Source organism: Variovorax sp. WDL1 (assembly GCF_001541225.1).
In the GTDB taxonomy this organism is placed as follows: Bacteria; Pseudomonadota; Gammaproteobacteria; order Burkholderiales; family Burkholderiaceae_C; genus Variovorax.
Genome location: NZ_LMTS01000233.1, coordinates 12194 through 37734 on the forward strand (window position 1 = coordinate 12194; position 25541 = coordinate 37734).

29 protein-coding genes are annotated in these 25541 nt (G+C 68.9%); 9 read left to right on the forward strand and 20 right to left on the reverse strand.

The features are described 5' to 3' along the window. Window positions 1-1169: amidase (locus APY03_RS28245; protein WP_232324449.1), on the forward strand; the 1169-nt coding region annotated here is incomplete at its 5' end. Window positions 1170-1183: 14 nt separating this feature from the next. On the opposite strand, the gene APY03_RS28250 is transcribed toward APY03_RS28245, so the two are convergent. Then, complete coding sequence (locus tag APY03_RS28250) at window positions 1184-2047, reverse strand: LysR substrate-binding domain-containing protein (protein ID WP_068682153.1); 864 nt, start codon at window positions 2045-2047, stop codon at window positions 1184-1186. Window positions 2048-2157: 110 nt separating this feature from the next. Between APY03_RS28250 and APY03_RS28255 the strand changes: the two genes are divergently transcribed. Beyond that, window positions 2158-2556 carry a tautomerase family protein gene (locus tag APY03_RS28255; protein WP_068682155.1) on the forward strand — a complete coding sequence of 133 codons (399 nt, stop codon included), beginning with the start codon at window positions 2158-2160 and terminating at the stop codon, window positions 2554-2556. Between the two features lie 13 nt (window positions 2557-2569). Then, window positions 2570-3907 carry a tetratricopeptide repeat protein gene (locus APY03_RS28260; protein ID WP_068682157.1) on the forward strand — a complete coding sequence of 446 codons (1338 nt, stop codon included), beginning with the start codon at window positions 2570-2572 and terminating at the stop codon, window positions 3905-3907. A gap of 15 nt (window positions 3908-3922) precedes the next feature. On the opposite strand, the gene APY03_RS28265 is transcribed toward APY03_RS28260, so the two are convergent. Continuing rightward, a complete protein-coding gene (locus tag APY03_RS28265) occupies window positions 3923-4285 on the reverse strand; it encodes an SPW repeat protein (protein ID WP_068682159.1) in 363 nt (120 codons plus the stop codon). Between the two features lie 150 nt (window positions 4286-4435). On the opposite strand from APY03_RS28265, the gene APY03_RS28270 reads away from it, so the two are divergent. Then, window positions 4436-7438, forward strand: a complete 3003-nt coding sequence (locus APY03_RS28270) for a transglycosylase domain-containing protein (protein ID WP_068682161.1) — start codon at window positions 4436-4438, stop codon at window positions 7436-7438. A gap of 24 nt (window positions 7439-7462) precedes the next feature. Here the strand turns inward: APY03_RS28270 and APY03_RS28275 are convergent, their stop codons facing one another. Then, complete coding sequence (locus APY03_RS28275) at window positions 7463-8134, reverse strand: histidine phosphatase family protein (RefSeq protein ID WP_068682167.1); 672 nt, start codon at window positions 8132-8134, stop codon at window positions 7463-7465. A gap of 81 nt (window positions 8135-8215) precedes the next feature. On the opposite strand from APY03_RS28275, the gene APY03_RS28280 reads away from it, so the two are divergent. Further along, the gene (locus tag APY03_RS28280; RefSeq protein WP_232081139.1) at window positions 8216-8920 is read left to right on the forward strand and encodes an alpha/beta fold hydrolase; all 705 of its coding nucleotides are present in this window, start codon (window positions 8216-8218) and stop codon (window positions 8918-8920) included. Here the strand turns inward: APY03_RS28280 and pcp are convergent. From pcp to APY03_RS28320, 8 genes are all read right to left on the reverse strand, one after another. Continuing rightward, the gene (gene pcp / locus APY03_RS28285) at window positions 8917-9570 is read right to left on the reverse strand and encodes a pyroglutamyl-peptidase I (protein WP_068682289.1); all 654 of its coding nucleotides are present in this window, start codon (window positions 9568-9570) and stop codon (window positions 8917-8919) included. The genes APY03_RS28280 and pcp overlap by 4 nt on opposite strands. 15 nt (window positions 9571-9585) lie before the next feature. After that, on the reverse strand, window positions 9586-10326 hold the full coding sequence (gene pxpA, locus APY03_RS28290) for a 5-oxoprolinase subunit PxpA (protein WP_068682168.1): 741 nt from the start codon (window positions 10324-10326) through the stop codon (window positions 9586-9588). Then, complete coding sequence (locus APY03_RS28295) at window positions 10316-11341, reverse strand: biotin-dependent carboxyltransferase family protein (RefSeq protein WP_068682291.1); 1026 nt, start codon at window positions 11339-11341, stop codon at window positions 10316-10318. Before APY03_RS28295 ends, pxpA begins: the two co-directional genes overlap by 11 nt. A gap of 14 nt (window positions 11342-11355) precedes the next feature. Then, window positions 11356-12012 (reverse strand): 5-oxoprolinase subunit PxpB, encoded by a 657-nt coding sequence (gene pxpB / locus APY03_RS28300; RefSeq protein ID WP_068682169.1) that lies wholly within the window; start codon window positions 12010-12012, stop codon window positions 11356-11358. Beyond that, entirely contained in the window at window positions 12009-12512 is a 504-nt protein-coding gene (gene coaD, locus APY03_RS28305) for a pantetheine-phosphate adenylyltransferase (protein WP_068682170.1), read from the reverse strand. Before coaD ends, pxpB begins: the two co-directional genes overlap by 4 nt. 44 nt (window positions 12513-12556) lie before the next feature. After that, the gene (locus tag APY03_RS28310) at window positions 12557-13216 is read right to left on the reverse strand and encodes an RsmD family RNA methyltransferase (RefSeq protein ID WP_083944615.1); all 660 of its coding nucleotides are present in this window, start codon (window positions 13214-13216) and stop codon (window positions 12557-12559) included. A 114-nt stretch (window positions 13217-13330) separates the two neighbouring features. Beyond that, the gene (locus APY03_RS28315; protein ID WP_068682171.1) at window positions 13331-14680 is read right to left on the reverse strand and encodes a M16 family metallopeptidase; all 1350 of its coding nucleotides are present in this window, start codon (window positions 14678-14680) and stop codon (window positions 13331-13333) included. A gap of 20 nt (window positions 14681-14700) precedes the next feature. Continuing rightward, window positions 14701-16164, reverse strand: a complete 1464-nt coding sequence (locus APY03_RS28320; protein ID WP_068682173.1) for a M16 family metallopeptidase — start codon at window positions 16162-16164, stop codon at window positions 14701-14703. Between the two features lie 29 nt (window positions 16165-16193). On the opposite strand from APY03_RS28320, the gene ftsY reads away from it, so the two are divergent. The 3 genes from ftsY (at window position 16194) to rpoH (ending at window position 19020) form a co-directional block, all read left to right on the forward strand. After that, on the forward strand, window positions 16194-17399 hold the full coding sequence (gene ftsY, locus APY03_RS28325) for a signal recognition particle-docking protein FtsY (protein ID WP_068682175.1): 1206 nt from the start codon (window positions 16194-16196) through the stop codon (window positions 17397-17399). Between the two features lie 61 nt (window positions 17400-17460). Continuing rightward, window positions 17461-17922 (forward strand): Mpo1 family 2-hydroxy fatty acid dioxygenase, encoded by a 462-nt coding sequence (locus APY03_RS28330; protein WP_068682176.1) that lies wholly within the window; start codon window positions 17461-17463, stop codon window positions 17920-17922. A 162-nt stretch (window positions 17923-18084) separates the two neighbouring features. Next, entirely contained in the window at window positions 18085-19020 is a 936-nt protein-coding gene (gene rpoH / locus APY03_RS28335) for an RNA polymerase sigma factor RpoH (protein WP_068682178.1), read from the forward strand. Window positions 19021-19113: 93 nt separating this feature from the next. Here the strand turns inward: rpoH and APY03_RS28340 are convergent, their stop codons facing one another. From APY03_RS28340 to APY03_RS28360, 5 genes are read right to left on the reverse strand one after another with little or no spacing between them, the layout of a single operon-like run. Continuing rightward, complete coding sequence (locus APY03_RS28340) at window positions 19114-19722, reverse strand: SCO family protein (protein ID WP_174262764.1); 609 nt, start codon at window positions 19720-19722, stop codon at window positions 19114-19116. 8 nt (window positions 19723-19730) lie between these two features. Then, the gene (cyoE, locus tag APY03_RS28345; RefSeq protein ID WP_068682181.1) at window positions 19731-20636 is read right to left on the reverse strand and encodes a heme o synthase; all 906 of its coding nucleotides are present in this window, start codon (window positions 20634-20636) and stop codon (window positions 19731-19733) included. Then, complete coding sequence (locus tag APY03_RS28350; RefSeq protein WP_068682182.1) at window positions 20633-21829, reverse strand: COX15/CtaA family protein; 1197 nt, start codon at window positions 21827-21829, stop codon at window positions 20633-20635. Before APY03_RS28350 ends, cyoE begins: the two co-directional genes overlap by 4 nt. A gap of 20 nt (window positions 21830-21849) precedes the next feature. Next, window positions 21850-22575: a hypothetical protein gene (locus tag APY03_RS28355; RefSeq protein ID WP_068682189.1), complete on the reverse strand. Its 726-nt coding sequence runs from the start codon at window positions 22573-22575 to the stop codon at window positions 21850-21852. Further along, window positions 22514-23290: an SURF1 family protein gene (locus APY03_RS28360; RefSeq protein WP_068682295.1), complete on the reverse strand. Its 777-nt coding sequence runs from the start codon at window positions 23288-23290 to the stop codon at window positions 22514-22516. The genes APY03_RS28355 and APY03_RS28360 overlap by 62 nt, the downstream gene beginning before the upstream one ends. 51 nt (window positions 23291-23341) lie before the next feature. Between APY03_RS28360 and APY03_RS28365 the strand changes: the two genes are divergently transcribed. After that, window positions 23342-23563 (forward strand): twin transmembrane helix small protein, encoded by a 222-nt coding sequence (locus tag APY03_RS28365; RefSeq protein WP_068682191.1) that lies wholly within the window; start codon window positions 23342-23344, stop codon window positions 23561-23563. A 71-nt stretch (window positions 23564-23634) separates the two neighbouring features. Here the strand turns inward: APY03_RS28365 and APY03_RS28370 are convergent, their stop codons facing one another. From APY03_RS28370 to APY03_RS44680, 4 genes are read right to left on the reverse strand one after another with little or no spacing between them, the layout of a single operon-like run. Then, a complete protein-coding gene (locus tag APY03_RS28370; protein WP_068682193.1) occupies window positions 23635-24516 on the reverse strand; it encodes a cytochrome c oxidase subunit 3 in 882 nt (293 codons plus the stop codon). A gap of 54 nt (window positions 24517-24570) precedes the next feature. Next, window positions 24571-24786: a DUF2970 domain-containing protein gene (locus APY03_RS28375; RefSeq protein WP_068682195.1), complete on the reverse strand. Its 216-nt coding sequence runs from the start codon at window positions 24784-24786 to the stop codon at window positions 24571-24573. Further along, the gene (locus APY03_RS28380; RefSeq protein ID WP_068682197.1) at window positions 24783-25415 is read right to left on the reverse strand and encodes a cytochrome c oxidase assembly protein; all 633 of its coding nucleotides are present in this window, start codon (window positions 25413-25415) and stop codon (window positions 24783-24785) included. The genes APY03_RS28375 and APY03_RS28380 overlap by 4 nt, the downstream gene beginning before the upstream one ends. A 7-nt stretch (window positions 25416-25422) precedes the next feature. After that, complete coding sequence (locus APY03_RS44680; RefSeq protein WP_232081142.1) at window positions 25423-25533, reverse strand: cytochrome oxidase small assembly protein; 111 nt, start codon at window positions 25531-25533, stop codon at window positions 25423-25425. Between the last annotated feature and the right edge of the window lie 8 nt (window positions 25534-25541).

Sequence of the window (25541 nt, forward strand, 5' to 3'; positions counted from 1 at the left end):
TCAAGGAGAACATCGCCACCCGCGGCGACCCACTGCCCGCCGGCACGGCCGCGGTCGAATTGCGCCCCGCCGCAGCCGACGCGCCGCCGGCCGCGCGGCTGAAGGAGGCGGGCGCCGTGATCGTCTCCAAGACCACGATGCCCGACTACGGCATGCTGTCCTCCGGCTTGTCGAGTTTCCATGCGCTGGCGCGCAATCCCTGGGACCTGACGAAGACGCCGGGCGGTTCGAGCGCCGGCGCCGGTGCCGCCGCGGCGGCCGGTTACGGCCCGCTGCACATCGGGACCGACATCGGCGGCTCGCTCAGGCTGCCGGCCGGCTGGTGCGGCATCTTCACGCTCAAGCCCAGCCTGGGCCGCATTCCGATCGACCCGCCCTACATGGGCCGCGCCGCCGGGCCCATGACGCGCAGCGTCGCCGATGCAGCGCTCATGATGCGGGTGCTCGCCCAGCCCGACGCGCGCGACAGCATGAGCCTGCCGCCCCAGGACATCGACTGGTCGTCCTTCGAGGTGGACGCAGAGCATCTGCGCGGCCTGCGCATCGGCCTCTTGCTCGATGCGGGCTGCGGCCTGGCGGTCGAAGCCGAGATCCGAGCGGCCGTCGAGGAATCGGCACGCCTGTTCGAGCGAGCCGGCGCCATCGTCGAAATCCTCCAGCCCTTCATGTCGCAGGTCATGCTCGACGGCATGGACCACCTCTGGCGCATGCGCTCGCTGGTGGACATCGATGCCCTGCCCCCGGACCGGCGTGCCAAGGTGCTGCCGTACATCCGCGCATGGGCCGAGAGCGCCGCCGGCTTCAGCGGCGAGCATGTCTTTCGCGCGTTCAGCCAGTTCCACGCGACGCGCGTGGCGGCGGTGTCAGCCTGCGCGAAGTATGACTACGTGATCTCCCCCACCGCGCCGAACATGCCCGTGGAGGCCGAACTGCCGTCGCCCACCAACGACCCGTTGCGGCCGCTGGAGCACATCGGCTTCACCGTGCCCTTCAACATGTCGGAGCAGCCGGCGGCGTCGATCAATTGCGGCTACAGCCGCGACGGCCTGCCGATCGGACTGCAGATCTCGGGTCAGCGCTTCGACGACCTGGGCGTGCTCAGGGTCGCGCGCGCCTTCGAGTTGATCCGCGGCCCGCAACGGCCGTGGCCAAAGCCGCCTGACGCCTGAATGCGCCTCGCACCTCAGGCGAGGTGCGAGGCCAGCAGCTCGCGTGCGCGCGTGACGAACTCGGTTTCGCCGCGCCGCGGCGGCAGGAAATGGAAAGCCACACGCGGCAGCGCGGGCAGCCCGTGCGGCGGCGCCAGGCGCGCCACGCCCTCGCACAGCGAGGACTCGTTGAGGCAGGCGACGCCCAGCCCGGCGGCCAAGGCCGACTGAAGACCTGCGACGCCCGAGGCGACATGCGCCACGGTGAAGGGCACGCGCCGCTGCTTCAGCAGCTTGACCGTGAACTGGTGCAGCGAGCAGGTGTCGGGCAGCACGAGCAGCCGCAGCGGCTCGCCGCGCGCAAAACGCAGGCCGATCGCCCCCATCCAGGCCAACGACTCGCGGCGCAGCGCGGGGGTCCTCGAGGCAGCCGCGTGGTCTTGCGCCGCGATGCGCATCGACAGGCCCACGTCGAACTGGCCCTGCGCATAGCCTGCCTCGATCGCGCCGCTCTTCATGACGCTCACGTGCAGCCGCACCTGCGGGTACCGCTCGCCGAGGCGGCCCAACAGCCGCGCCAGCTCGCCAGGCCTGAAGTAGTCGGTCACGGCGAGGCGCAGCACCCCTTGCAGCGCTTCACCGCGAAGGTCGCGCAGGGCCTCGTCCGAGAGCGCCAGCAGACGCTGCGCGTACCCCAGCAGCCGCGTGCCCACGACGGTGGGTGCCACGCCGGCCTTGCTGCGCGTCAGCAGCGAGTGGCCGGCACGCTCCTCCAGCTTGCGCATCTGCTCACTGACGGCCGATTGCGACAGGAACACCTGCGGCGCGGCCGCGGTGAGGCTGCCCGCCTCGACGACGGCGACGAAGGTCCTGAGCTGCTCCAGATCGAAGGTCTGCATGACACCATCCATTCGAGAAATCGATGAGATCCATCATATCTTCCCGCTTTTTCGATGGGACTCGGATCTCCACAATTGAGGCCCTCGACGGTTCCAAAGGAAAAAGTGCAATGCCCCACATCGTGATCCACCTCTCCGGCCAGCCCGACGCCCAACTCACCCGCCGCGTGGTCGACACCGTCGCCGAGCTGACCCAGAGCGTCCTGGACAAGAAATTGCCGGTGATCGCCACCACCGTGCAGTACATCGCAGACGACGCCTGGTTCATCGGCGGCCGGTCCCTCGCCGAGCTCGGCAAGTCGGCCTTCCACCTCGACATCAGCATCACGGACGAGACCAACACCAAGGCGGAGAAGGCGCGCTACCTGCGCGAGATCCACGCTGCCATGGCGGCCCTGCGAACAAACCTGCACGAGGTGTCGTACGTGCACCTGATCGATGCGCGCGCCGCAGCCTACGGCTATGGTGGGCTGACGCAGGAGTACCGCCACCAGCGGGCCGGGGTCTAGGCAAAATGAGCCCATGCAAGACAGCCTGGGCAATCCGACCACCCTGACCGAGCCTGCCAGCTTGCGCGCGGTCAACGACTTCGTCGAAGGCTTCATCGCCTGCGAGGCGCGCGCGGCCGACGTGCTGGCGGCCGCGCAGGACGACAGCCCCCTCGTGCAGGCCTACTGCGCGACGCTGCACCTCTTCGCGGAGTCGCGCGATGCCGTGCCCAACGCGCGCCCCTTTCTCGAACGCGCGCAAGCCGGCGGCTCCCGCGCCAGCCCGCGCGAGCGGCGCTACATCGAAGCTGTCTCGGCCTGGGCCGAAGGCGACATCGCGCGCGCCATCGCCTTGCACCACGAGCAGGCCCGAGAGCATCCGCGCGACCTGGCCTCGCTCAAGCTGGGGCAGTACCACTGCTTCAACATCGGCGATTGCCCGGGCATGCTGCGGCTCGCGCTGGCGGCGATGCCAGCCGCGGCCGACGTACCCTACCTGCACGGCATGGCGGCCTTCGGCTACGAACAATGCCACCTGCTGCGCGAAGCCGAAGCCAGCGCCCGCCGTGCGGTCGCGATGGAGCGCAAAGAGCCCTGGGCCCACCATGCGCTCGGGCATGTGATGCTGACCGATGGCCGGCTCGCCGAGGGCCTGGACTTCATGCGGGGTGTGAGCGACAGCTGGGTCGGCCTGAATTCCTTCATGGTCACCCACAACTGGTGGCATGTGGCGCTGTTCCTGATCGACCTGGGCCGCGATGCCGAGGCGCTCGCCGTGTACGACGAGCAGGTGTGGGGCGTGGCCAAGGACTACTCGCAGGACCAGATCGGCGCCGTGTCGCTGCTTGCGCGGCTGGAGCTCGCAGGCATCGACGTCGGCGAGCGCTGGCAAGAGCTCGCCGGCTATCTGGCGCAGCGGCTCGACGACCACGTGCTGCCCTTCCTCGATCTGCAGTACCTCTACGGCCTGGCGCGTGCCGGCCGGCCCGAGGCCGAGCGCCTGCTGAACAACATCGAGGCCTTCGCGCCAAGGGCCGCGCCTTCGACACAAGCAGCTTGGCAGCGCGTGGCGGTGCCCGCCGCCCGTGGCCTGCTGGCCAAGGCCAGGGGCGACGCCGCCGGCGCTGTCGAGGGACTGGGCCTGGCGCTGCCGCGCCTGGTCGAAATAGGCGGCAGCCATGCGCAGCGTGACCTTTTCGAGCAGCTGTACCTCGATGCCCTGATCGGCACCGGAACCGAAGCGGCGCTGGCCAGCGCCCAGGGTGTTCTGCAGCAGCGGGTCAATGCCCAGCCGGAATCGCGGCGCCTGCGACGTCAGGCCGACAAGGTCTACGCGTCGCTGGGACTGCCGCAACTGGCGTCCAACGCCTAGCAGCTCCGGCCGCCTTCAGTGGGCGGCGCGATGCCACCAACGGCTGTACTCCTCGTCAGTCAGCAGGGTCCACGCCGCGAGCACCAGCACCACCAGGCCCGTGATGACCGCGGTGAGCATCGCGTCGGCGTTCCCGTTGAAGCGCAGCACCCAGGGCGAAGCCATCAGCCACAGGCCGAGCGCCGCCTCGGTCCATTCCTCCCACGCGCGGGGTAGCAGCATGGCGCCGAGCGCAGCGGCGATCAGCGCAATGCCGACGATCACCGCGTTGGGCATGGCGGCCGCCTCGCCGGCATAGCCCAGGATCCACGGCGAAAGAAGCAGCCAGGCACCCAGCGCCCCGTTCACCGGATCTTGCCAATGTTTCAGTTGGAACATGGTTCATACCTCCTGCCGGCTGGAACGCCGGTTCTTCTTGGAGCTTTGCACCCGTCGCAGGTTCCAGCACTCCCGTGCCCAATAAGGCCGCGAAAGGAGCATCATCCGAGCTGAAGAACCCACGGTACGGGCTCAACAGCGAGGCAGGTCGTGGCAAGACTCAAGACGGTCTTCTGGCTCGGCGCAGGGCTCGCCGTTGTGACTGCGCTCGCCGCACTTGCAGTCGACGAGCTCAAGACTTCGAGGCTGCAATCGGCCTTTTGGCGCGACCTGGGGCGGGATGCGCACTTCAGCGTGGCCGCCGGACCCAGCGACGCCCTCCGTTCCCCGCGTTCCGGGCCCTACGACGAGCGGCTCGGCTACCGCCAGCTCCCGCAGTTCATCGAGCGCCTGCAGGCCCGCGGCTACGAGGTGACGCAGCAGGCCCGCATGTCGCCGCGGCTGGTCGAGTTGCACGAGCGCGGCCTTTACGGCCCTTACCGCGAAAAGAACCAGGCCGGCCTGACGGTGCGCGACTGCCGCGCCCGGACCCTGTCGCAGTCGCGCGTGCCCGAGCGCGTGTACGAACGCTTCGAGGACGTGCCGCCGCTGCTGGTGGATGCCCTGCTTTTCGTCGAGGACCGCCACCTGCTGGATACGCAGCCGGCGCAGCGCAATCCGGCGGTCGACCCCGAGCGCTTCGCGAAGGCGACGATCGAGCAGTTGCACCGGGCGCTCGGTGCGCGGCAATCGGCCTCCGGCGGCAGCACGCTGGCCACCCAGATCGAGAAGTACCGCCACTCGCCTCATGGCCGCACGCAGTCGATCGGGGACAAGCTGCGCCAGATGGCTTCGGCCTCGCTGCGCGCCTACCGGGACGGCGAAGACACGCAGGCGCGGCGACGCCAGGTCGTGGTCGACTACCTGGACACCGTGCCGCTCGCTGCGCGGCCCGGATTCGGCGAGGTGCATGGCCTCGGCGACGGCCTTTGGGCCTGGTACGGGCGCGACCTCGCCGAGGTCAACCGCCTGCTGGCCGACAACGCGGAGGGTGCCGCGCCATCCGACCAGGCGCTGCGACGCCAGGCCGAGGCCTTCAAACAGGCGCTGTCGCTGATGGTCGCGCAGCGCCGACCCTCGCAGCACCTGCTGGGCAAGGGCGAAAGCCTCAACCGGCTCACCGACAGCTACCTGCGGCTGATGGCCGACGCGGGCGTCATCGCCCCCTCCCTGCGCGACGCGGCTCTGCAGGTTTCCCTGCAGCGGTCAGCGGCGCGGCGGGCGACGCCTCGGCCCGACTTCGTCGAGCGCAAGGGGCTGAATGCCCTGCGCGGCGAGGTATCCGCCCTGCTCGGCGTGCCGCGTGCCTACGACCTCGAGCGGCTCGACCTCGAGGTGGAGGGCAGCGTGGACAGCGAGGCGCAGGCGATCGCGGCACGGGCGCTGGCCGCCTTGCGCACCCCGGCGGGCGCCAAGGCGGCGGGGCTGTACGGCCATCACCTGCTCGACCCCGGCGACGACCCGCGCCACCTGGTCTACAGCTTCACCCTCTACGAGCGCGGCGCCCAGGCAAACCTGCTGCGCATCCAGGCCGACAACATCGACCAGCCCTTCGACGTGAACCAGGGCGCACGCCTGGACCTCGGCTCCACCGCCAAGCTGCGCACGCTGGTGAGCTACCTCGAGCTCGTCGCCGAGCTGCATGAACGCTGGGCCGGGCGCGACGTATCCGCCATTGCCGCATGGACGCCGAGCAAGCGCGACCCGCTCGGCAGCTGGGCGCGCGAATACCTGCTGCGCGCCGGGGACCGCAGCCTTGCCCCGATGCTGGAGGCGGCGATGCAGCGGCGCTACCCGGCCGGCGCGGGCGAGGCCTTCTTCACCGGCGGCGGCCTGCACCGCTTCAGCAATTTCGATCGCACGCGCGGTGGGCCGATGACCGTGCAGGAAGCCTTCAGGCACTCGGTCAACCTGGTGTTCATCCGCGTGATGCGCGACATCGTGCGCCACCGGATGCACGGCGACGAAGCCGTCGGGCGCCAGATGCTGGAGGACCCATCCGACCCGGGCCGGCGGGAGATGCTGGTCCTCTTCGCCGACCGGGAGGGCTCTGCCTATCTGGCGCGCTTCCACCGCAAGTACAAGGGCAAGTCGCCCGCCGAGGCCGAAGCACTGCTGCTCAAGGGCGTGCACCCGTCGGCACCGCGTCTCGCGAGCGTGCTTTTCACCCTCGAGCCAGGGGCCGACGAGGTGCGGCTCGACCAATGGCTCAAGCGCCGCCTCGGACGCGGTGCCGGTTCGCCGCGCGCGCTGCGTGCCATGCACGGCACGTACTCGAGCCTGTCGCTGGCTGACCGCGGGTACGTGGCGCGCGTGCATCCGCTGGAGCTGTGGCTGGTCGGCTACCTGCAGCGCCGCCCCGGCGCCACGCTCACCGAGGTACTGGACGCGAGCGTGCAGGAACGGCAGGACGCCTATGCATGGCTCTTCAGGACGCGCCACAAGAGCGCGCAGGACCGGCGCATCCGCGAGCTGCTCGAGCGCGATGCCTTTGCCCAGATCCATCGTTCATGGCAGCGCCTGGGCTATCCCTTCGCCTCGCTGACCCCCTCGTACGCCAGCGCGATCGGCGCCTCGGGCGACCGGCCCGCGGCGCTGGCCGAGTTGATCGGCATCCTGGCGAATGACGGCCGGCGGTTGCCGCAGCAGCGCGTGAGCGCGCTGCACTTCGCGCGCGACATGCCTTACGAGACAAGGCTCGAGCGGCGCGGCATGGCCCCGCAACAGGTGCTGGCGCCGGAAGTGGCGCGGGCCGCGCGCCGCGCATTGGCCGACGTGGTGAACAACGGGACCGCGCGCCGCCTCAAGGATGCCGTGGCAGATGCGACGGGGCGGCCCATCGAGATTGCCGGCAAGACCGGCACCGGCGACCACCGCTACCAGGTCATCGGACGCGGCGGGCGTGTGATCGCGGAACGCAAGGTCGAACGCACGGCCACCTTCGTCTTCACGCTCGGCGACCGCTATTTCGGCACCCTCGTGGCCTACGTGCGCGAGCCGTACGCAGGGCGCTACCGCTTCACCAGTGCGCTGCCGGTGCAGTTGCTCAAGTCGATGGCACCGCAGCTGCTGCCGGTGCTCCAGCGCGAGGGCTGCGCCGGCGATCGCGGCTGACTGGAGCGGGAGCGGCCGTGCGGCTCATGACTTGCCCAGATGCCGCCGCTGGTCGTAGTTGGGCTGCGCCGGCATGCCATCGAGATGCACGGTATCGGCCCAGTCGACGATCTCGATCTGCGCAGGCGCGGCAGCGTCTGCGATGCGGATGCGGTTGAAGCCCGCATTGGGGATCGCACTCTGGCGCGGCCCGTTGAGCCCCAGCCCCTTCGCAGTGCGCCAGACCATGTCGAGCACGCCGCCGTGCGTCACCACCATCACCGTCTGCTGCATGTGCGCCGCCGCGATGCGGCCCAGCGCATCGATGATGCGCGCATGGAACTCGCGCGGCGACTCGCCCTCGGGCATGCGATGGTCCTCGCTGAACTTGAGCCAGTCCTCCCAGGCGCGCGGATGCAGGCGCTGGATCTCGTCGGCCCGCAGGCCCTCGACGAGTCCGAAGTTCTGCTCGCGCAACTCGACCGAACCGACGATGTCGAGTCCGAGCTGCTGCGCCGCAGGCGCTGCCGTCTGCTGCGCTCGCAAGAGGTCGCTGCTGACGAGGTACTGGACCGATTCGCTCGCCAGCCGCAGGCCCAGCCGGCGTGCCTGCTCGTGGCCGGTGTCGTTGAGGGGAACGTCGATGTGGCCCTGGAAGCGCAGCTCGCGATTCCAGTCGGTCTCGCCGTGACGGATCAGGATGAGGTCTGTGGACATGGGATGAAGCTATTGTCCTCGCAACACATGTCGGCCCGGCGGCAGGGGGCGGACGGCATGCGGATGGCCGAGAATCGGCCCATGCCCTCTCTTGTCCTGTTGCCCGGCCTCGCCTGCGACGAGCGCCTCTGGGAAGCCCAGCTACCCGCCCTGCCCGCCGGCATCGACGTCCGCGTGAGCGATGCCCACATGCGCCACCCAAGCATCGAGACAATGGCCGATGCCGTCCTGCGCGAGCATGAAGGCCCACTGGTCCTCTGTGGCGCCTCGATGGGCGGCATGATCGCGATGGAGGCCGCACGCCAGGCGCCCGAGCGCATCGCCGGCCTCGCGCTGCTGGGCACCAACCCGCGGCCCGAGACGCCCGAGATGTTCGACCTGCGCGCCTCGGCGATCGAGCTCTTCGAGCAGGGAGAGGCACGCGACGTGATCCAGTTCAACGCGGGCTTCGCCTTCCATCCCAAGCAGGCCGGCGATGCCGCTCTGGTGCGGCGCTATGTGGAACTCGTGCTCGACGGGGGCGCGCAGCAGCTCATCAGCCAGAACCGTGCGCTGATGGCGCGGCCGGACCAGCGCCCCTCGCTCGCATCGCTGCGCTGCCCTGTGCTGGTGATCTGCGGCGATGCCGATCGGCTGACGCCTCCCGAATGCTCAAAGGAGATCGCGCAGTTGGTGCCGCAGGCCGAGCTCGTGTGGATCGAGAACTGCGGCCACATGCTGACCTTGGAGAAGCCCGCCGAAGTCAACGCCGCGCTGATGCCGTGGCTGCAACGCATGCTGGATTAGCTCAGCTGGCCGCCGGTCTCGCGCACGTCCTCGCGCACCGTAAGCGCCGTGGCCACGGCGATGCGCAGCGCGGCGATCACCATGTCGAGCGCCATGCTCGGCGCGCCGGGAAAGCGCGCGGCCTGCTCGGGCAGGTAAGGAATGTGGATGAAGCCGCCGCGCAGGCCGGCTGTGACCGGCCGCGTCGCGATGCGGTGCATCAGGCCGAAGAACAGGTGATTGCAGACGAAGGTGCCGGCGCTGTTCGACACCGCGGCCGGTATGCCGCCCGCGCGCAGGTCGCGCACCATCGCCTTGATCGGCAGCGTGGAGAAGTAGGCCGCCGGCGCGTCTGCCACCACCGGCACGTCGATGGGCTGGCAGCCTGCGTTGTCGCAGATGCGGCCGTCGTCGAGGTTGATCGCCACGCGCTCGGGTGTGATCTCGCTGCGCCCGCCGGCCTGGCCGATACCGATCACCAGTTGAGGCCGCAACTCGTCGATGGCCGCATCGAGCTCCCGCAGCGCAGCGCCGAAGACGCAGGAAATGCGGCGGGCCTGCACCGTGGCGCCTTCGCAGCGCCAGCCTTGCAGCGCGCGCACTGCTTCCCATGAGGGATTCAGCGCGTCCTTGTCGAAGGGCTCGAAGCCCGTCAGCAGCACGTTCGGCACAGGCGGCTCGGACACTCAGGCCGTCGCAGCGACCGTGATGCCTTCGCCCTCGAGGCGCTCGCGGATGCGGCGCGCAAAGGCCAGCGCATGCGCGCCGTCGCCATGCAGGCAGACGGTCTGCGCATTGACGCTCACCACCGTGCCGTCGATCGCGGTCACGCGATGATCGCGCACCAGCGACAGCGTCTGCGCCAGCGACTGCTCTTCGTCCTCGATCAGGGCGCCGGGCCGGCTGCGCGGCACCAGGCTGCCGTCAGGCATGTAGCCGCGGTCGGCGAACACCTCCTCGACCGGCTCCAGCCCCGCGCGTTCGGCGGCGCCGATCATGCCGCTGCCGGCGAGGCCGAAGAAGCGCAGGCCGGGGTCGAAGCGTCGCACCGCCTCGCACAGGGCGTCGGCCAGCACCGGGTCTTTCACCGCCTGGTTGTAGAGCGCGCCGTGCGGCTTGACATGCGCCAGCGCGCCGCCCTCGGCCTTGACGATGGCCGCCAGCGCGCCGACCTGGTAGAGCACTCCCGCAACAATGTCCTCGGGCGGCAGATGCATCTCGCTGCGGCCGAAGTTCTCGCGGTCCGGGAAGCTGGGATGGGCCCCGATCGCGACGCCGTTGTCCAGCGCCCAGCGCACGCATTGGCGCATGGTCTTCGCGTCGCCCGCATGCCAGCCACAGGCGATGTTGGCCGAGCTCACGAGCTTGAGCAGCGCCTCGTCGTTGCCGCAGCCCTCGCCGAGGTCGGCGTTGAGGTCAATCCGCATGGTGGCTTTCTCCTTCGGCCGGATTGTGCGCCGGCACCGGCCACCCCGCAGCGGCCAGGGCTTGGCCGACCTGCGCGAGGTAGCGCCGCTGCGCGGCCCAGGCCTGCAGGGCCGCCGCGGCATCGACCTCGGCGAGGCGCAGGCGGCCGTTGAGCGGCGCCCGGGCGAGCTTCCAGAGATCGGCGCGGATCACGACGCCGATGCGCGGGTAGCCGCCGGTGGTCTGGGCATCACCCATCAGGATGATCGGCTGCCCGGAGGGCGGCACCTGGATCGTGCCGGGAATCACGGCGGAGGACAGCATGTCCGCGTTGCGCTTGCGCTTGAGCTCGGGCCCATCGAGCCGGTTGCCCATGCGGTTGCTCTGCGGCGTGATGCGCCAGGACGCACCCCACAGCTGCTCGCGCGCAGCGATGGTGAACTGTTCGAACTCGGGGCCGGGCATGACGCGCAGGACGACCGAACCCTCGCTGTCCTGTTCCCACGCGGGCGCGCGCATGCCGAAGGCACGGCGCGCCAGGCGTGCCGCGTCGAGGCTCGATGCGCCCAGGGGCAGGCGGTCGCCCTTCTTCAGCGCACGCCCCAGATGGCCGCCGAAGCCGGCCTTGAGGTCGGTGCTGCGCGAGCCGATGACCAGCGGCACGTCGATGCCGCCGGCAACGGCGAGCCAGCTGCGCAGGCCCGCCTTCGCGCTCCATTCGTTCGCAGGTCCGAGCCGGAGCACCTGGCCGGCCTGCACCGGGACGCTCCAGCAGGGCCACAGTGGCGCTCCGTCGAGCCGGGCGCCGAAGTCGTCGCCCGTCAGCGCGATGCGGGTGGGGCTGTCGAAGCGGATCTCGCAGCCGCCCAGTGTGAGCTCGAGGCCGGCCGTGCCGTCGTCGTTGCCCACCAGCCGATTCGCCATCGCGAGCCCGAGCGCGTCGAGGGCGCCGCCTGGGCAGATGCCCTGCTGCCGGTGGCCATAGCGGCCCAGGTCCTGCACGGAGGCCAGCAGGCCAGGGCGCAGCACGGTGATGGCACCCGCGGCCCTCACAGCTCGGCACTTTCGACGACGAAGCGCACGCGGTCACCCGGACGCAGCAGCGTGGGCTCGGCCGCGCGCGGATCGAAGAGCTCGAGCGGCGTGCGGCCGATCAGCTGCCAGCCGCCGGGCGAGACCAACGGATAGATGCCGGTCTGCGCCCCGCCGATGCCGACCGAGCGGGCCGGCACCGCCACCCGGGGCTCCGCACGCCGTGGCGTCGCCAGTTCAGGCGGCAACCCGCCCAGGAAGGCGAAGCCCGGCAGGAAGCCCAGCAGGTAGACCACATAGTCGGCGTCGCTATGGCGCCGCACCACCTCGGCGGGCGCCAGCCCCGTGTGCGCCGCGACATCGGCCAGGTCGGGGCCGGCCTCGCCGCCGTAGGCCACCGGGATGCGGATGTCGCGCCCTTCGATCGTCATGCCCGCCAGTTGCGGCCAGGCCGACAGCACCTGCATCTCGAGCTCGGCGGCATCGACCTCTTCGGGATCGAAAAGCAGGCTCAGGTTGTTCATGCCCGGCAGCACCTCGTGCACGCCGCGCCATTGCAAAGCTTCGTTTGCCAGCGCCCAGATCTGTTGCTGCTGCGCCAGCGTCGCGGGCGCCGGCAGCTCGCACAGCAATGCCGCGTCGCCCAGCGCGTGCAGACGCGGCCCGTGCGTCATTCGCGGCCCAGGCTGCGCACCTTGGCCATCAGGTTGTTCTGCACGTTGGGGGAGACGAACTTGTCGACTTCCCCACCGAGCATCGCGATCTCGCGCACGAAGGTGCTGGAGATGAACTGGTACTTGTCGCTCGGCGTGAGGAACACGGTCTCGACATCGGGCATCAGCGAGCGGTTCATGCCGGCGAGCTGGAACTCGTAGTCGAAGTCGGTCACGGCGCGCAGGCCGCGCACCATGGCCTTGCCGCCGCGCGCGACGACGAAATCGCGCAAGAGGCCCGAAAAACTCTCCACCGAGACTTGGTCGCTGAACGGCGCCACCGCAGTGCGCGCCATGTCCATGCGCTCCTGCAGCGTGAACAATGCCTTCTTGTGATGGCCGGCGGCCACCGCCACGATGACCTTGGAGAACAGCTGGGTCGCCCGGCGCACGACGTCTTCGTGCCCGAGCGTGATGGGGTCGAAAGTGCCGGGGTACACCGCGATCACGTTGTTGGACATGGTTGCTTCCTCCTGGTGCAGCCGACGCGGCCGATTCCGGCGGATTATGCAGCGGTGTCAGACGCAAGTATCAAGAGATGTGCATGCACCGCGCCGGCCTTGAGGTATCGGAACACGCGGAGGCCGAGGGCTGCAAGTTCTTCGTCCGGCCAGCGACGCGCCGCTTCGAGGTAGACCACGCCCTGGGGCCGCAATGCGCGCGCGGCGGCGCGCAGCGCGGGCGCGTAGAGCGCCGTGTTCTCGAAGGGTGGATCGAGGAACACGGCATGCAGACTGCCCGACGCGGCGCGCTCCAGCGCGGTGACGCCGTTGCCGCGCTCGATGCGGACGGCATCGGATTGCAGCTTTGATTTCAATGCCTGCAATTGCGCGACCAGCGCTGCGTCCTGCTCGCACAGCAGCACGGAGGCCGCGCCGCGCGAGGCAGCCTCGAAGCCGAGCGCGCCGGTGCCCGCGAAGGCGTCGACGCAGTGCCAGTCCGGCAGCTCCCCGCCGCCGGCTCCGGCAAGACTGGCGAGCCAATTGAAGAGCGTCTCGCGCACGCGGTCGGGCGTGGGGCGCAGCCCGGGCTTGTCGGCCACGGCAAGGCGCGTGCGTTTCCATCGACCACCGATGATGCGGACCTCGTTGCGGCGCGCATCGGCCGGCCTGGGGGCCGGCTTCATGCCGCCGCTGCGGGCTGGTGTGCGTTTATTCATCGTCATCGACGCACCCGACCTCGGCCCCGTGGATCTCGCAGTCCACCAAATCCATCGCCATCCTGTCGCTCCTCGTTGCGCTGTGAGGCGAGGATGGTAGCCAAGCGGCGGGCGGCGACTTCAAGGCTTTCCGCCGACAACGACAGTGACCATGCGATCAGGCTGCAGCTTGCGCGCGAAGGCGGCCTTGACATCGGCCGCCGTAATCGCGTTCACGCGGGCAGTCCAGGTCTCGAGGTAGTCGAGCGGCAGGTCGTTCCACGCGATGTTGGACACGTTGCCCAGCAGCTTCCGGTTGCTGTCGAGCAGCAGCGGGAAGCCGCCGATCAGGTTGTCCTTTGCGGCCTTGAGCTCGGCCGCGGTCGGGCCTTCGGCGACAAACCTTGCGATCACCTCGCGCGAGACCTTCACCGCCTCGGCCGCCTGATCGGGCCGGGTCTGGAAGCCGATGCGGAACGAGCCCGCGTGCAGGCCCGGCGAGAAGGTGCTGTAGACGCTGTAGGCGAGGCCGCGCTTCTCGCGCACCTCCTCGGTCAGGCGCGAGACGAAGCCGCCGCCGCCAAGAATGTAGTTGCCCACGGTGAGCGCGAAATGGTCCGGGTCGCGGCGCGCGTAACCCGGCTGGCCGATCCAGACATGGGCCTGGGCCGAGTCGAAAGGCAGGCGCTCGTCCTTGGCCGCAGCGAGCGGCGCCACCTCGGGCACGGGGGGCAACGCGGCGCAGCCGCCAGCAGGCGTTGGCAGCCGCGACAACAGCGTGTTGGCGATCGACTCCGCCTGCGAGCGCGTGACCGCGCCGACGATGCTGAGCTTTGCGCGGCAGGGCTGGATCAGTTGCTCGTAGCGCTGGCGCATCGCGGCCGTGTCGATGCGCGCCAGCGTGGCCTCGGTGGTGTCCAGCCCGTAGGGGTGGTCGCCGTACACGTCTTGCGAAAAGGTACGCGCCGCGAGGGTTGCGGGCTTGGTGTTGGCTTCCCGTATCGAGGCGTTCAGGCGCTCGCGCTCGCGCTGCCACACGTCCTCGGGAAAGGCCGGCTCGCCGATCTCACGCGCCGCGAGGTGCACCGCCTTGCCCAGCAGCGTCGGCTCGGACAGTGTGCGCAGCGAGAAGCTCATGCGGTCGGAACCGGCGCTGGCATCGAAGCTGGCGCCGAGATCGGCCCAGGCCTCGCCCAGGGCGTTCTGGTCCATCGCCGGATCGCTGCCATTCGCGCGTATGCCTTTCTCGACCATGCCGGCAGTCACACCGGCCAGTCCGGACTGCGCCGGCGGGTCGCGGCGGCTGCCGGCGTCGAAATCGATCTGCACGTCGACGATGGGCAACGCGTCGGTGGCAGCGAGGTAGACCTTGGCGCCGCTCGGCAGTGTCCAATGTTCGATGGGCACGGCCGCATGCACTGCAGCGCCGGCCAACGCCAGTGCCAGGCACGCCAGGCGCCGCAGGGTTCGGGAATTCTTGAAGCTCAGCATGGTGGGGCCGCTCCGGGTCTTCAACGCAGGTCGCCCGCAGGCGCCGCGAAGCCGCGCGCGCGGCGTTGGGGATCGGGCGGCAGCGGCCGCAGGGTGGCAGCCGTCAGCTGGTCGTCACCGAAGTACTTCGCGGCCACCACCTGCACCTCTTCGGCCGTGACCTTCTGCAGGCGCGCGATGATGCGCGCACTGGCGTCGAGCGGCAGGCCCTGCACCCAGTGGCTGCCGAGCTCGCGCGCCTGCGCCATCACCGAGTCGAGCTTGTAGGTCTCGCTGGCCGTCCACTGGGTCTTGACGCGCGCCAGTTCCGCCGCGCCGATGCCTTCGCGGGCGATCTTCGCCACCTGCTCGCGCAGCGCGGCCTCGACCGCTTCAGGCGTCTTGCCGGCGGCGGGCACGCCGTCGAGCACGAAGATCTGCGGGCCGCGGCCGACGAAGCCCGCGTACGCGCCGGCGGCATCGGCCACGCGGCCCGGGCCCTGCGTGAGCGCACGGTCGAGCCGCGCGCCGGGATAGCCGTCGAGCACGGCGGACAGCACCGTCAACGCATAGGCATCGCTTGCGCCATCGAACTGGTCGGTGGCCGGGATCTGCGGGGCGCGGAATGCCAGCGAGACGTAGGCCTGCTCGGCCGGCGCCTTGAACTCGAGGCGCCGGATGCCGCGCTGCGGCGGCTCGATGCGCGGCTTGCGCTCGGGCACCGCGCGAGCGGGGATACGGCCGTAGTACTTCTCGGCCAGGGCGCGCACCCGCTCCACATCGACATCGCCCGCCACCACCACCGCGGCATTGGCAGGCACGTACCAGCGCTCGAAAAAGGCACGCGCGTCGGCCGGCGTCATGGCGTCGAGGTCGCTCATCCAGCCGACGATGGGGCGGCGGTAGGGCGAGGCCATGAAGATGGCGGCGTTCTGCTGCTCGCCGAGGAGGGCGCGCGGCTGGTCCTCGGTGCGCAGGCGGCGCTCTTCCTTGACCACCTCGATCTCGCGCTTGAATTCGTCGTCGGCCCACTGGTTGTTGGCGAAGCGGTCGGACTCCAGGGCCATCACCTGCTCCAGCTTGTCGGCCGGGATCTGCTGGTAGTAGCCGGTGTAGTCGCGCGTTGTGAAGGCGTTCTCGCGGCCACCGAGCGCGGCGACTCGGCGCGAGAACTCGCCGGGCTTGAGCGTCCTGGTGCCCTTGAACATCATGTGTTCGAGCACGTGCGCCACGCCCGAGGTGCCGTCGACCTCGTCGAAGGAGCCGACCCGCACCCAGAGCATCTGGACCGCCGTCGGCGCGCGCCGGTCGGGCTTCACGATCAGGGTCATGCCGTTGGCGAGGGTGAATTGCCGGGCCTGGACCGGTTTGAAGGCCGCGGCAAGGGCGGCAGCGGGGGCGTCCGGCGGGGGTGTCTGCGCCAGGGCGGCCCCGGCCCAGGGCGCCATCAGCACCGAGGCCAGCACCGCACCAGACGCAGCACGGCGTGGCGAGGGGTGTTTCATAGAATGGGTCGGATTGTAAAAACGCCGCGATGTTCAGTTTCTTCAAGAAAAAGCCGCCACCCGACAGCTCTGCGCCTGCGCCTGCCGAGACGCCCGCCGAGCCGCCGGCACCCGCCCGGTCGGTGTTCTCGCCGTCCAGCTGGTTCGGCGCCAAGCCAGTCGAGCCGCCGCCCGCTGAGGCCCCTTCCCCCGCTGCACCTGCCGCCCCGGAGGCGCCCGCCCCTTCTCCCGGCGCCGAGGCGCCCGCGGCCGCGCCGGTGCCGGTGCCGGTGCCGGTTCCAGTGGCGGTGCCAGTGCCCGGGCCGGCGGTGGCGCCCGCGGAAGTTGCACCTCCCGAGCGCAGCGGCTGGCTCAGCAAGCTCAGGACGGGTTTGCGCAAGACCGGCAACAGCATCACCGCCGCCTTCGTCAACGCCCAGATCGACGACGCCCTCTATGAGGAGCTCGAAGAGGCCCTGCTGATGGCCGACACGGGCGTAAAGGCCACCGAATACCTTCTGGACGACCTGCGCCGCCGCGTGCGCAGCAACATGGCGACCGAGGCCTCGCAGGTCAAACTGCTGTTGGCCGACGCCGTCGCGGACCTGCTGCGCCCGCTCGAGAAGGAACTGGTGATCGGCGAGCACACCCCCACGGTGATCATGGTGGCGGGCGTCAACGGCGCAGGCAAGACCACCTCGATCGGCAAGCTGACGAAGCACCTGTCCAACGAGGGTGCCTCGGTGCTGCTGGCGGCAGCCGACACCTTCCGCGCTGCGGCGCGCGAGCAACTGCTGGTATGGGCCGACCGCAACACGGTCGAGATCGTGAGCCAGGAGGGCGGCGATCCGGCCGCCGTGAGCTTCGACGCGGTCAATGCCGGCAAGGCGCGCGGCAAGGACGTGGTGCTGGTCGACACCGCCGGCCGCCTGCCGACCCAGCTGCACCTGATGGACGAACTGAAGAAGATCAAGCGCGTGGTGGCCCGCGCCGACGCCACGGCGCCGCACGAGGTGCTGCTCGTGATCGACGGCAACACCGGGCAGAACGCCCTGGCCCAGGTCCGGGCCTTCGACGAAGCGCTGGGCCTCACGGGCCTGGTCATCACCAAGTTGGACGGCACTGCCAAGGGTGGCGTGCTGTGCGCGATCGCGCGCGAGCGGCCGATTCCGGTGTATTTCATCGGGGTTGGCGAGAAGCTGGAAGACCTGGAGACCTTCAAGGCCCGGGAGTTCGCCCAGGCCTTGATGGGGTAGCCCCGGCGGTGGCGCTTCTGGCATCATGCCCAGGGGCCGCAGAGCCCGCCAGGAGACCGCCATGCACAGCGCCGCCACGCCCCTGCCGCGCGCCGACCGCAAGGTCGACCGCCTGCTCGCCCACTACGGCGAGAGCCACCAGAACCCGACCAACGAGACGATCCACTTGATCGCCATCCCGGCCATCATGTTGAGCATCGTGGGCCTGCTGTACGCCCTCCATCCCTGGGTGGCCTACGCCTTCGTGGCCGCCAGTGCGGTCTACTACCTGACTCTGCGCTCCGCGAGCTTTTTTGTCGCGATGGGCATCTGCATCGGGCTGGCGCTGGCCGCGGTGCATGCGATGGAGGACCTTGTGCTCCCGATTTCAGCCACCATCTTCGTCGTGGCCTGGGTCTTCCAGTTCATCGGGCACAAGATCGAGGGCAAGAAGCCCTCCTTCTTCGAAGATGTCCAGTACCTGTGGGTCGGACCGCTTTTCGTGCTGTCCAGATTGTTCTTGCGCCTCGGCGTCCGCTGGTGACAGCGGCTTCCCTCGACGCAGATTGCGGTGCCGTCCTATTCCCATGGCACGGCACGGGAATAGGCTGAGCCTATCCATCCCATTGAATCTCCGCGGGAACCCTTGGCTTAGCACTCCCTCCAACCGAGTGCTAATATGTTCCCGAACGAAGGAGTTTGCCCAATGACAGCAATGTCCGGAGCCCCCGCCAACCAGCTCGCCGTCGCCAATCCGTGGTCGATGGTGCCTTCGCTGGGTAACCTGGACGCCTATATTTCCGCGGCCAATCGCCTCCCCCTGCTGACGCAGGAGGAAGAGCAGCGCTATGCGCGCCGTCTGCGGGACAACAACGACCTCGAAGCGGCCGGTGCGCTGGTGCTTTCGCACCTGCGCCTCGTGATCTCGATTTCCCGCCAGTACCTGGGCTACGGATTGCCGCACGGCGACCTGATCCAGGAAGGCAACGTCGGCCTGATGAAGGCCGTCAAGCGCTTCGACCCTGACCAGGGGGTGCGCCTGGTCAGCTATGCCATGCATTGGATCAAGGCCGAGATCCACGAGTACATCCTGAAGAACTGGCGCATGGTCAAGGTCGCGACGACGAAGGCCCAGCGCAAGCTGTTCTTCAATCTGCGCTCGATGAAGCAGGGCTTCAAGGCCGGCTCGGCCGACGGCGACACTCACCGCGACACGCTGAGCGCGGACGAGGTCTCCCAGATGGCGACCCGCCTGAACGTCAAGCGCGAGGAAGTGCTCGAAATGGAAACGCGCATGTCGGGCGGTGACGTGCTGCTCGACCCCAGCCCCTCGGATGACGGGGATGACGGCTTCGGCCCCATCGCCTACCTGGCAGACGCCTCGCAGGAGCCCACGGCGCAGATCGAGGCGCGCCAGCGCGACAGGTTGTCGACCGACGGTATCTCGACCGCCCTGGCGACGCTGGATGATCGCAGCCGCCGTATCGTGGAAGAGCGCTGGCTCAAGGTCAACGACGATGGCTCGGGAGGAATGACTCTGCACGACCTGGCCGCGGTGTACGGGGTGAGCGCCGAGCGCATCCGCCAGATCGAGTCGGCGGCCATGAAGAAGATGAAGAAGGCGCTGGCGGAATTCGCCTGAGCCTCCACCCCATCCATGGAAGCCCGGCGCCGCCCGGGCTTTTTTGTGGCCTGACCGAAGCGACGTTGGGCCGATGCGCAGCGCTCCTGCGCCTCAGGCGGGCTTCAGCAGGGCCTTGAGGTCCGACACCATCGCCGGCACGCCCGCGCCGTAGCGGGCGTAGAGCCGCACCCGGCCCTCGGTGTCGTAGACGAAGCTGGCGGCAGAGTGGTCCATCGAGTAGCTGGTCGGCGTCTTGCCCTCGACCTTCTTGTAGTAGACCTTATAGTCCTTCGCCAGCGCGGACAGTTGCTCGGGCGTCGGAATCAGCGCAACGAAGCCTGGATCGAAGGCACCCATGTAGGCCTTCATCACTGTGGGCGTATCGCGCGCGGGATCCACCGTGACGAACAGGACCTGCAGCTTGTCGCCGTCGCTACCCAATTGCTGCTTGACTTGCGCCATCTCGCTCATGGTGGTCGGGCAGACATCCGGGCACTGCGCATAGCCGAAGAACATCACGACGACCTTGCCCTTGAAGTCGGCCAGGGTGCGCTGCTTGCCGTCGGCATCGCTGAGCGTGAAGCCCTTGGCGTAGTCGGCGCCGGTGATGTCCACGGCATTGAAGCTCGGCTTCTTTTCCGAGCAGGCCGCGAGGACCGTGCCCGCGAGTGCCGCCAGCCCGGTCAAGCCCATCAGTCGAAGTGCGTGGCGCTTGTTCATGGATTCATTCATCGCAGGTAGTGGTCGATCAGCAGCGCGGCAAAGAGCACGCTCAGGTGAATCAGCGAGAAGCGGAAAGTCTTGCGCGCCAGCGTGTCCGAGTAGTTGCGCCACAGCGCGAAGGCATAGCCGGTGAAGCCGATGCTCACGGCCACCGCGACCGCCAGGTAGAGCCAGCCGCTCATGCCGTAGATGAAGGGCATGAGGCAGGCGGCAAACAGGATGAAGGTGTAGAGCAGCACCTGCAGCCGCGTGAACTCGTTGCCGTGCGTCACCGGAAGCATCGGCAGGCCCGCCTTGCGGTAGTCCTCCACGCGGTACAGGGCCAGCGCCCAGAAATGCGGCGGCGTCCACAGGAAGATGATGAGGAAGAGGATCAGCGCCTCGGGGCTGACCTCGCCCGTCATCGCCGCCCAGCCCAGCACCGGCGGCATCGCGCCGGAGGCACCGCCTATCACGATGTTCTGCGGGGTCAGCGGCTTGAGGATCACGGTGTAGATCACCGCATAGCCGACGAAGGTCGCGAAGGTGAGCCACATGGTGAGCGGATTCACCGCGAACCACAGCAGGGCGGAGCCGGCCGCGCACAGCGCCCCCGAGAACAGCAGCGCCTGCCGGTCGCTCAGCTCGCCGCGGGCCGTGGGCCGCCAGGCGGTGCGCTTCATCTTCGCATCGATACCCTTCTCCACTAGGCAATTGAAGGCCGCCGCAGCGCCGGCGACCAGCCAGATGCCGACGCAGGCCACCACGATGCGCTGCAGCTCGGCCAGATTGGGCAGGCCCGGCACCGCCAGCACCATGCCGATCAGGGCGCAGAACACGATCAGTTGCACCACACGCGGCTTCGTCAGCGCATGGAACTGGCGCAGCACGCTGGCAGCGCTATGGCTGTGGATAGAGGCCGGCGTACTCATTGGATGACCTCCGCCCTGCGGCCTGCGGTGCCACGGGCCTTCGCAGCGGCAGCCACGGTGCCCTGCGCCCGTCGACTTTCGCACAGGGCCCACGTGAGCACCACCGCCAGCGCCGCGGCGCCGCCGGTATGCAGCACGGCAGCAACCAGCGGCCAGCCCAGGAGCACATTGCCTAGGCCGGTGGCAAGCTGCAGCAGCGCCAGCCCGGCAAGCCATCGAGCCTGCGGATGCAGCGCTGCGACGCGCCGCAGTTGCCAGACCAGCAGGCCGATCGCGAGGAACACCAGGTAGGCCATGAGGCGATGCACGTAGTGGATGGCAGTGAGCGCCGCGAAGTCGACAGCCCCGCCGTCGGTGCCCTCACCCAGCGGGCGCCAGATGTGGAAGGCCTGGGCGAAGTTCATCGGCGGCCACCAGCTGCCCTGGCAGGTGGGGAATTGGGTGCACGCCAGGACCGCGTAGTTGGTGCTGACCCAGCCGCCGAGCGCGATCTGCAGCAGCAGCAAGGCGCTCACCACCATCAGCAAAGTGCGCAATGCCGGGGGAATGGGCGTGGGCTGCCGCCCGGCCGCTGCCTGCCTGTAGCGCACGGCCTGGATGCACAGCAGCGCCAGCAGCACCACGGCGCCCAGCAGGTGCAGCGTGACGATGGCCGGATACAGCTTCCAGGTCACGGTGAGCGCGCCGAATGCCCCCTGAAGGCAGACCCACACCAGCGTGGCCGCCGGCCACCAGGCGCTCAGCGGGCGTTCGCGCGCATGCTCCGGATACCTTTGGCTGCGCCTCGCCACCCAGGTGGCCACGGCCAGGACGAGGATCAGGAAGCCGACACCTGTTGCCAGGTAGCGATGCACCATCTCCACCCAGGCCTTGCCGTGCGTCACCGGGCCGGTGGGCTGCGCTGCTTCCGCCATGGCGATGTCGTGGCGCGCGCCGAAGGGGCTGGCGTTGCCGTAGCAACCGGGCCAGTCGGGGCAGCCCAGGCCGGAATCCGTCAGGCGCGTGAAGGCGCCGAACAGGGTGAGGTCGAAGGTCAGGAACAGGGTGAGCACGGTCAGCGCGTGCAGGCGCCGGGCAGCACCATGGCCGGCGCCGCGCCGCCAGACCCAGATCAGCGGCCCGAGCGCGAGCAACACGCCGACCGCCAGGAGCCAGGCGATGGGCTTGAGGTCGTAGAGCGAGTTCGTATCCATGCTGTGCGCGGCCGGCGCGTCTAGCGGCCCGGCTCGTCCCAGGAGGCCGAGGCGCGCAGGAGCCGTTCGAGGTCGCGTTTGGCGCGGCCCGCGCCGGCGGTGTCCATGCGGGCGGGGAAGCGCATCATCCAGTTACCCATCGGGTCGATGACAAAGAAGTGCTCCGCCAGTGCGTGGCCGGCTGCGGGCGACAGCCACTGCGCCAGCTGCGCCGCCGGCACCCGCAGCACGGTCGCGCCATGCAGGCCGTTGTCCAGGCGCGCGGGCACCGGCGCGGCGTCGCTCACCAGCCAGACGCGATCGAGCCTGTCTTTTTCGCGGCCCAGGCTTTCGCGCAGCTGGCGCTGCAGATAGAGCTGCTGCTCGCACAGCGCGTCGCATCCCGCATCGGCCACCGTGACCAGCAGCCACTGCCCCTTCAAGGCGGAGAGACGCACGGGCGCGCCCTCGCGGCTCGTGGCGATCAGCTCGGGCATGGTGCGCTGCGGGTCGATCAGCTCTCCATAGACACGCCGTCCCTCCGGCCGGATCACGTAGTAGGTGAAGTAGGAGGCAATCACCGGCGCCGCGCAACACAGCATGACCAGGATCATCTTCCAACGGCCGAAGACCGTGCGCCGGCCCTCGGCGCCATCGAGCGCCTGGCGCGGCGAGGGCATCGAATGCACCGTCAGCCCGAGCGGCTCATCGGCCATGGCGGAGGCGGCGCGCGCGGCGGTAGGAGGCGATGAATTGAAACCAGACATAGAGGATGACGACGAGGGCGGCGAGCCCGAACCACTGGAACGCATAGCCGTAATGCTTTTCGATGCCCAGCGCGGGGGCCGGCCAGTCGCGCTGCAAGCCCTCGGTGGCCGGGCCGGTCTGCAGCAGCGAGACATCGGTCCGCAGGGGCAGCCCGGTCTGCTCGCGGAACGCTTCGAGATCGAGATTCTGCCGGATGGGCGAAGACCCCGGCGCCGCGGCGGGCGGAGGGGCTTCCTTGCCCAGTTCGAAAAGGTGGGCCGGCGGCGGCGCGACGCGGGCCACCAGCTCGACCAGGCCGCTCGGCGTCTGTACGGGGGCGAGCTGCGTGCGGTCGGTGAAGTTGCGCTGGACCCAGCCGCGCTGCACGAGCACGGTCCGGTCGCTGTCTTCGATGGCAAAGGGCGTCAGCACATAGAAGCCGGGCAGGCCATGCATCTGTCGGTTGTCCAGGTAGACAGTGTGCGGCGCGAGCCACAGGCCGCGCAGCCGCACCGGCCGGTGCATGGCGGAAGTCGCCGGATCGAGCGCGAGGAAATCCTCCTGCTCGAGCGACGGCAGGGTCTTGCGCGCCTCGATCTCTGCCTGCAGCGCCTCCTTCTGGGCGGCGCGGGACAGCTGCCACCGGCCCAGCGACACCGTGACCGCGAGCATGATCAGGGCCGCCAGGGTGACCAGCCAGAACCGCCCGGCGCGCGACCGACCCGCAGCGGGCATCGCTGCATCGTTCACGCCGCGGTATGGCCTGTGCGGCCGATAATCGGAATCATGAAATACCTTGTCGCCCTGGCCTTCATCGGCATCCTGGCGAGCCTCGGTGCCGCGCTGTTCTTCATGCTGAGGGATGGGCGCGAGGGCCGCGCCAAGAGCGGCGGAATGGTGCGCGCTCTCACCGTTCGGATCGGGCTTTCGGTGGTTTTGTTCCTGTGCCTGCTGCTGGCCTGGAAACTCGGCTATATCCAGCCGGGAGGGCTGCCCATCGGCAAGTAGGTCGTGCTCGTTCCACAAGCCCCATGAAAAAAGCGCCTTACGGCGCTTTTTCTTTGTGCCGTCCTGGAAGCTCAAAGCCAGTAGACCAGGAAGTACAGGCCGAGCCACACCACGTCGACGAAGTGCCAGTACCAGGCCGCGCCCTCGAAGCCGAAGTGGCGCTCCGCCGTGAAATGTCCCGCGCGCAGGCGCAGGGTGATGAACAGCAGCATCAGCATGCCGATGAACACGTGCAGACCGTGGAAGCCGGTCAGCATGAAGAAGGTGGAGCCGTAGGCGCCCGAGCTGAGCTTGAGGTTCAGCTCCGTATAGAGGTGGTAGTACTCGTAGCCCTGCACGCCGAGGAAGATGGCGCCCAGCAGCACGGTCAGCCACATGAAGCGAACCGCCTGCGCGCGGTGATTTGCACGCAGCGCGTGGTGAGCGATGGTCAGAGTGACGCCCGAGCTCAGCAGCAGCGCGGTGTTGATGGTCGGCAGCCAGAAGGGCCCGACGGTCTGGAAGGGCTCGACGATGTCCGCCGGCGAGCCGGTGGCACCCGGCGCAAGCGTTGGCCAGACGGCCTTGAAGTCGGGCCACAGCAGGGCGTTGTCCAGGCTACCGAGCGAAGGCAGCGCATGGGTGCGGGCCCACCACAGCGCGGTGAAGAAGGCGCCGAAGAACATCACCTCGGAGAAGATGAACCAACTCATGCTCCAACGGAAGGAGAGGTCCACCTTGTGGCCATACTGGCCGCTCTCGCTCTCGCCGATTGCGCGACGGAACCAGACAAAGAGTGTGGCCAGCCACCAGACCATGCCCACCAGCAGCGACCAGGCGCCCCACTGGTGACCGTTGATCCATTGGGCGGCGCCGAAGATCACGAAGAGCAGGCCGATAGACGCCATGACCGGATACGGCGATGGCGAGGGCACGAAGTAGTAGGGCGTGGTGCCGTGGGTGCTTGAACTCATATCAGGTCCTGGTGTCTTCTCTATCGATTCGAATCTGTGGGGCACTTATCGCTGTCAGGGCGCGACGACGAACTTCACCAGCAGGATCAGGCCAACGACGAAGAGCACCGCCGCCACCAGCCCGACGGCCACGATGTGCAAAGGCGTGAGCTTGGCGATGTCTTCCTGGTAGTCGCTGTTCTTGCGCACGCCGAAGAAGCCCCAGGCCACGGCCTTGACGGTGCGCCACAGGGAGCCTTTCTTGGGCGGCGGTGTCTCGGCCATGATCATGAACGCGGCTCCGCGGCCAGCGCAGGCGTGGCAGCATTGGCCGCCACGGGCGCGGGCGGCGTCTTCCCGCCGACCTCGAAGAAGGTGTACGACAGCGTGATCGTCTTGACGTCCTTCGAAATCTTCGGGTCGATCACGAAGGCGACCGGCCACTGCTTCTTCTCGCCCGCTTCGAGCGTGTACTGGTTGAAGCAGAAGCACTCGAGCTTGTTGAAGTAGGGCGCGGCCTGCTGCGGCGCATAGCTGGGAATGGCCTGCGCGGCCATGCGGCGGTTCTGCACGTTCTGGAACTCGTACATCACCGTGTTGAGCTGGCCCGGATGGACGTCCATCGAGCGCTGCGCCGGCTTGAAGTCCCAGAGGCCGCGCACGTTGGCGTCGAACTCGACCGTGATGGTGCGGCTGGTGTCGACCTGCGTGTTGTCCGGCAGACGCACGTTCTTGCCGCCGCTGGCGCCGCCCGGCACCTCGAGCTCGGAAAGCGCGAGGATGTTGATCCCGGTCATCTCGCAGATGGCGCGGTACAGCGGCACCAGCGCATAGCCGAAAGCGAACATGCCGGCCGCGACCACGGCCAGCTTGCCCACCATGCGAACATTCTCGCGCCGGATGCGTTGACCGATGCTCATGTGCGGCTCAGTGCCCGATCCAGACCATGCGGACGACGAAGCCGATGAAGAACAGCACCGCGATGGAGGCCAGCGTGAGCCCCATGCGCCGGTTGTTCCTCTTCTGTTCAGACGTCATTGCACGCA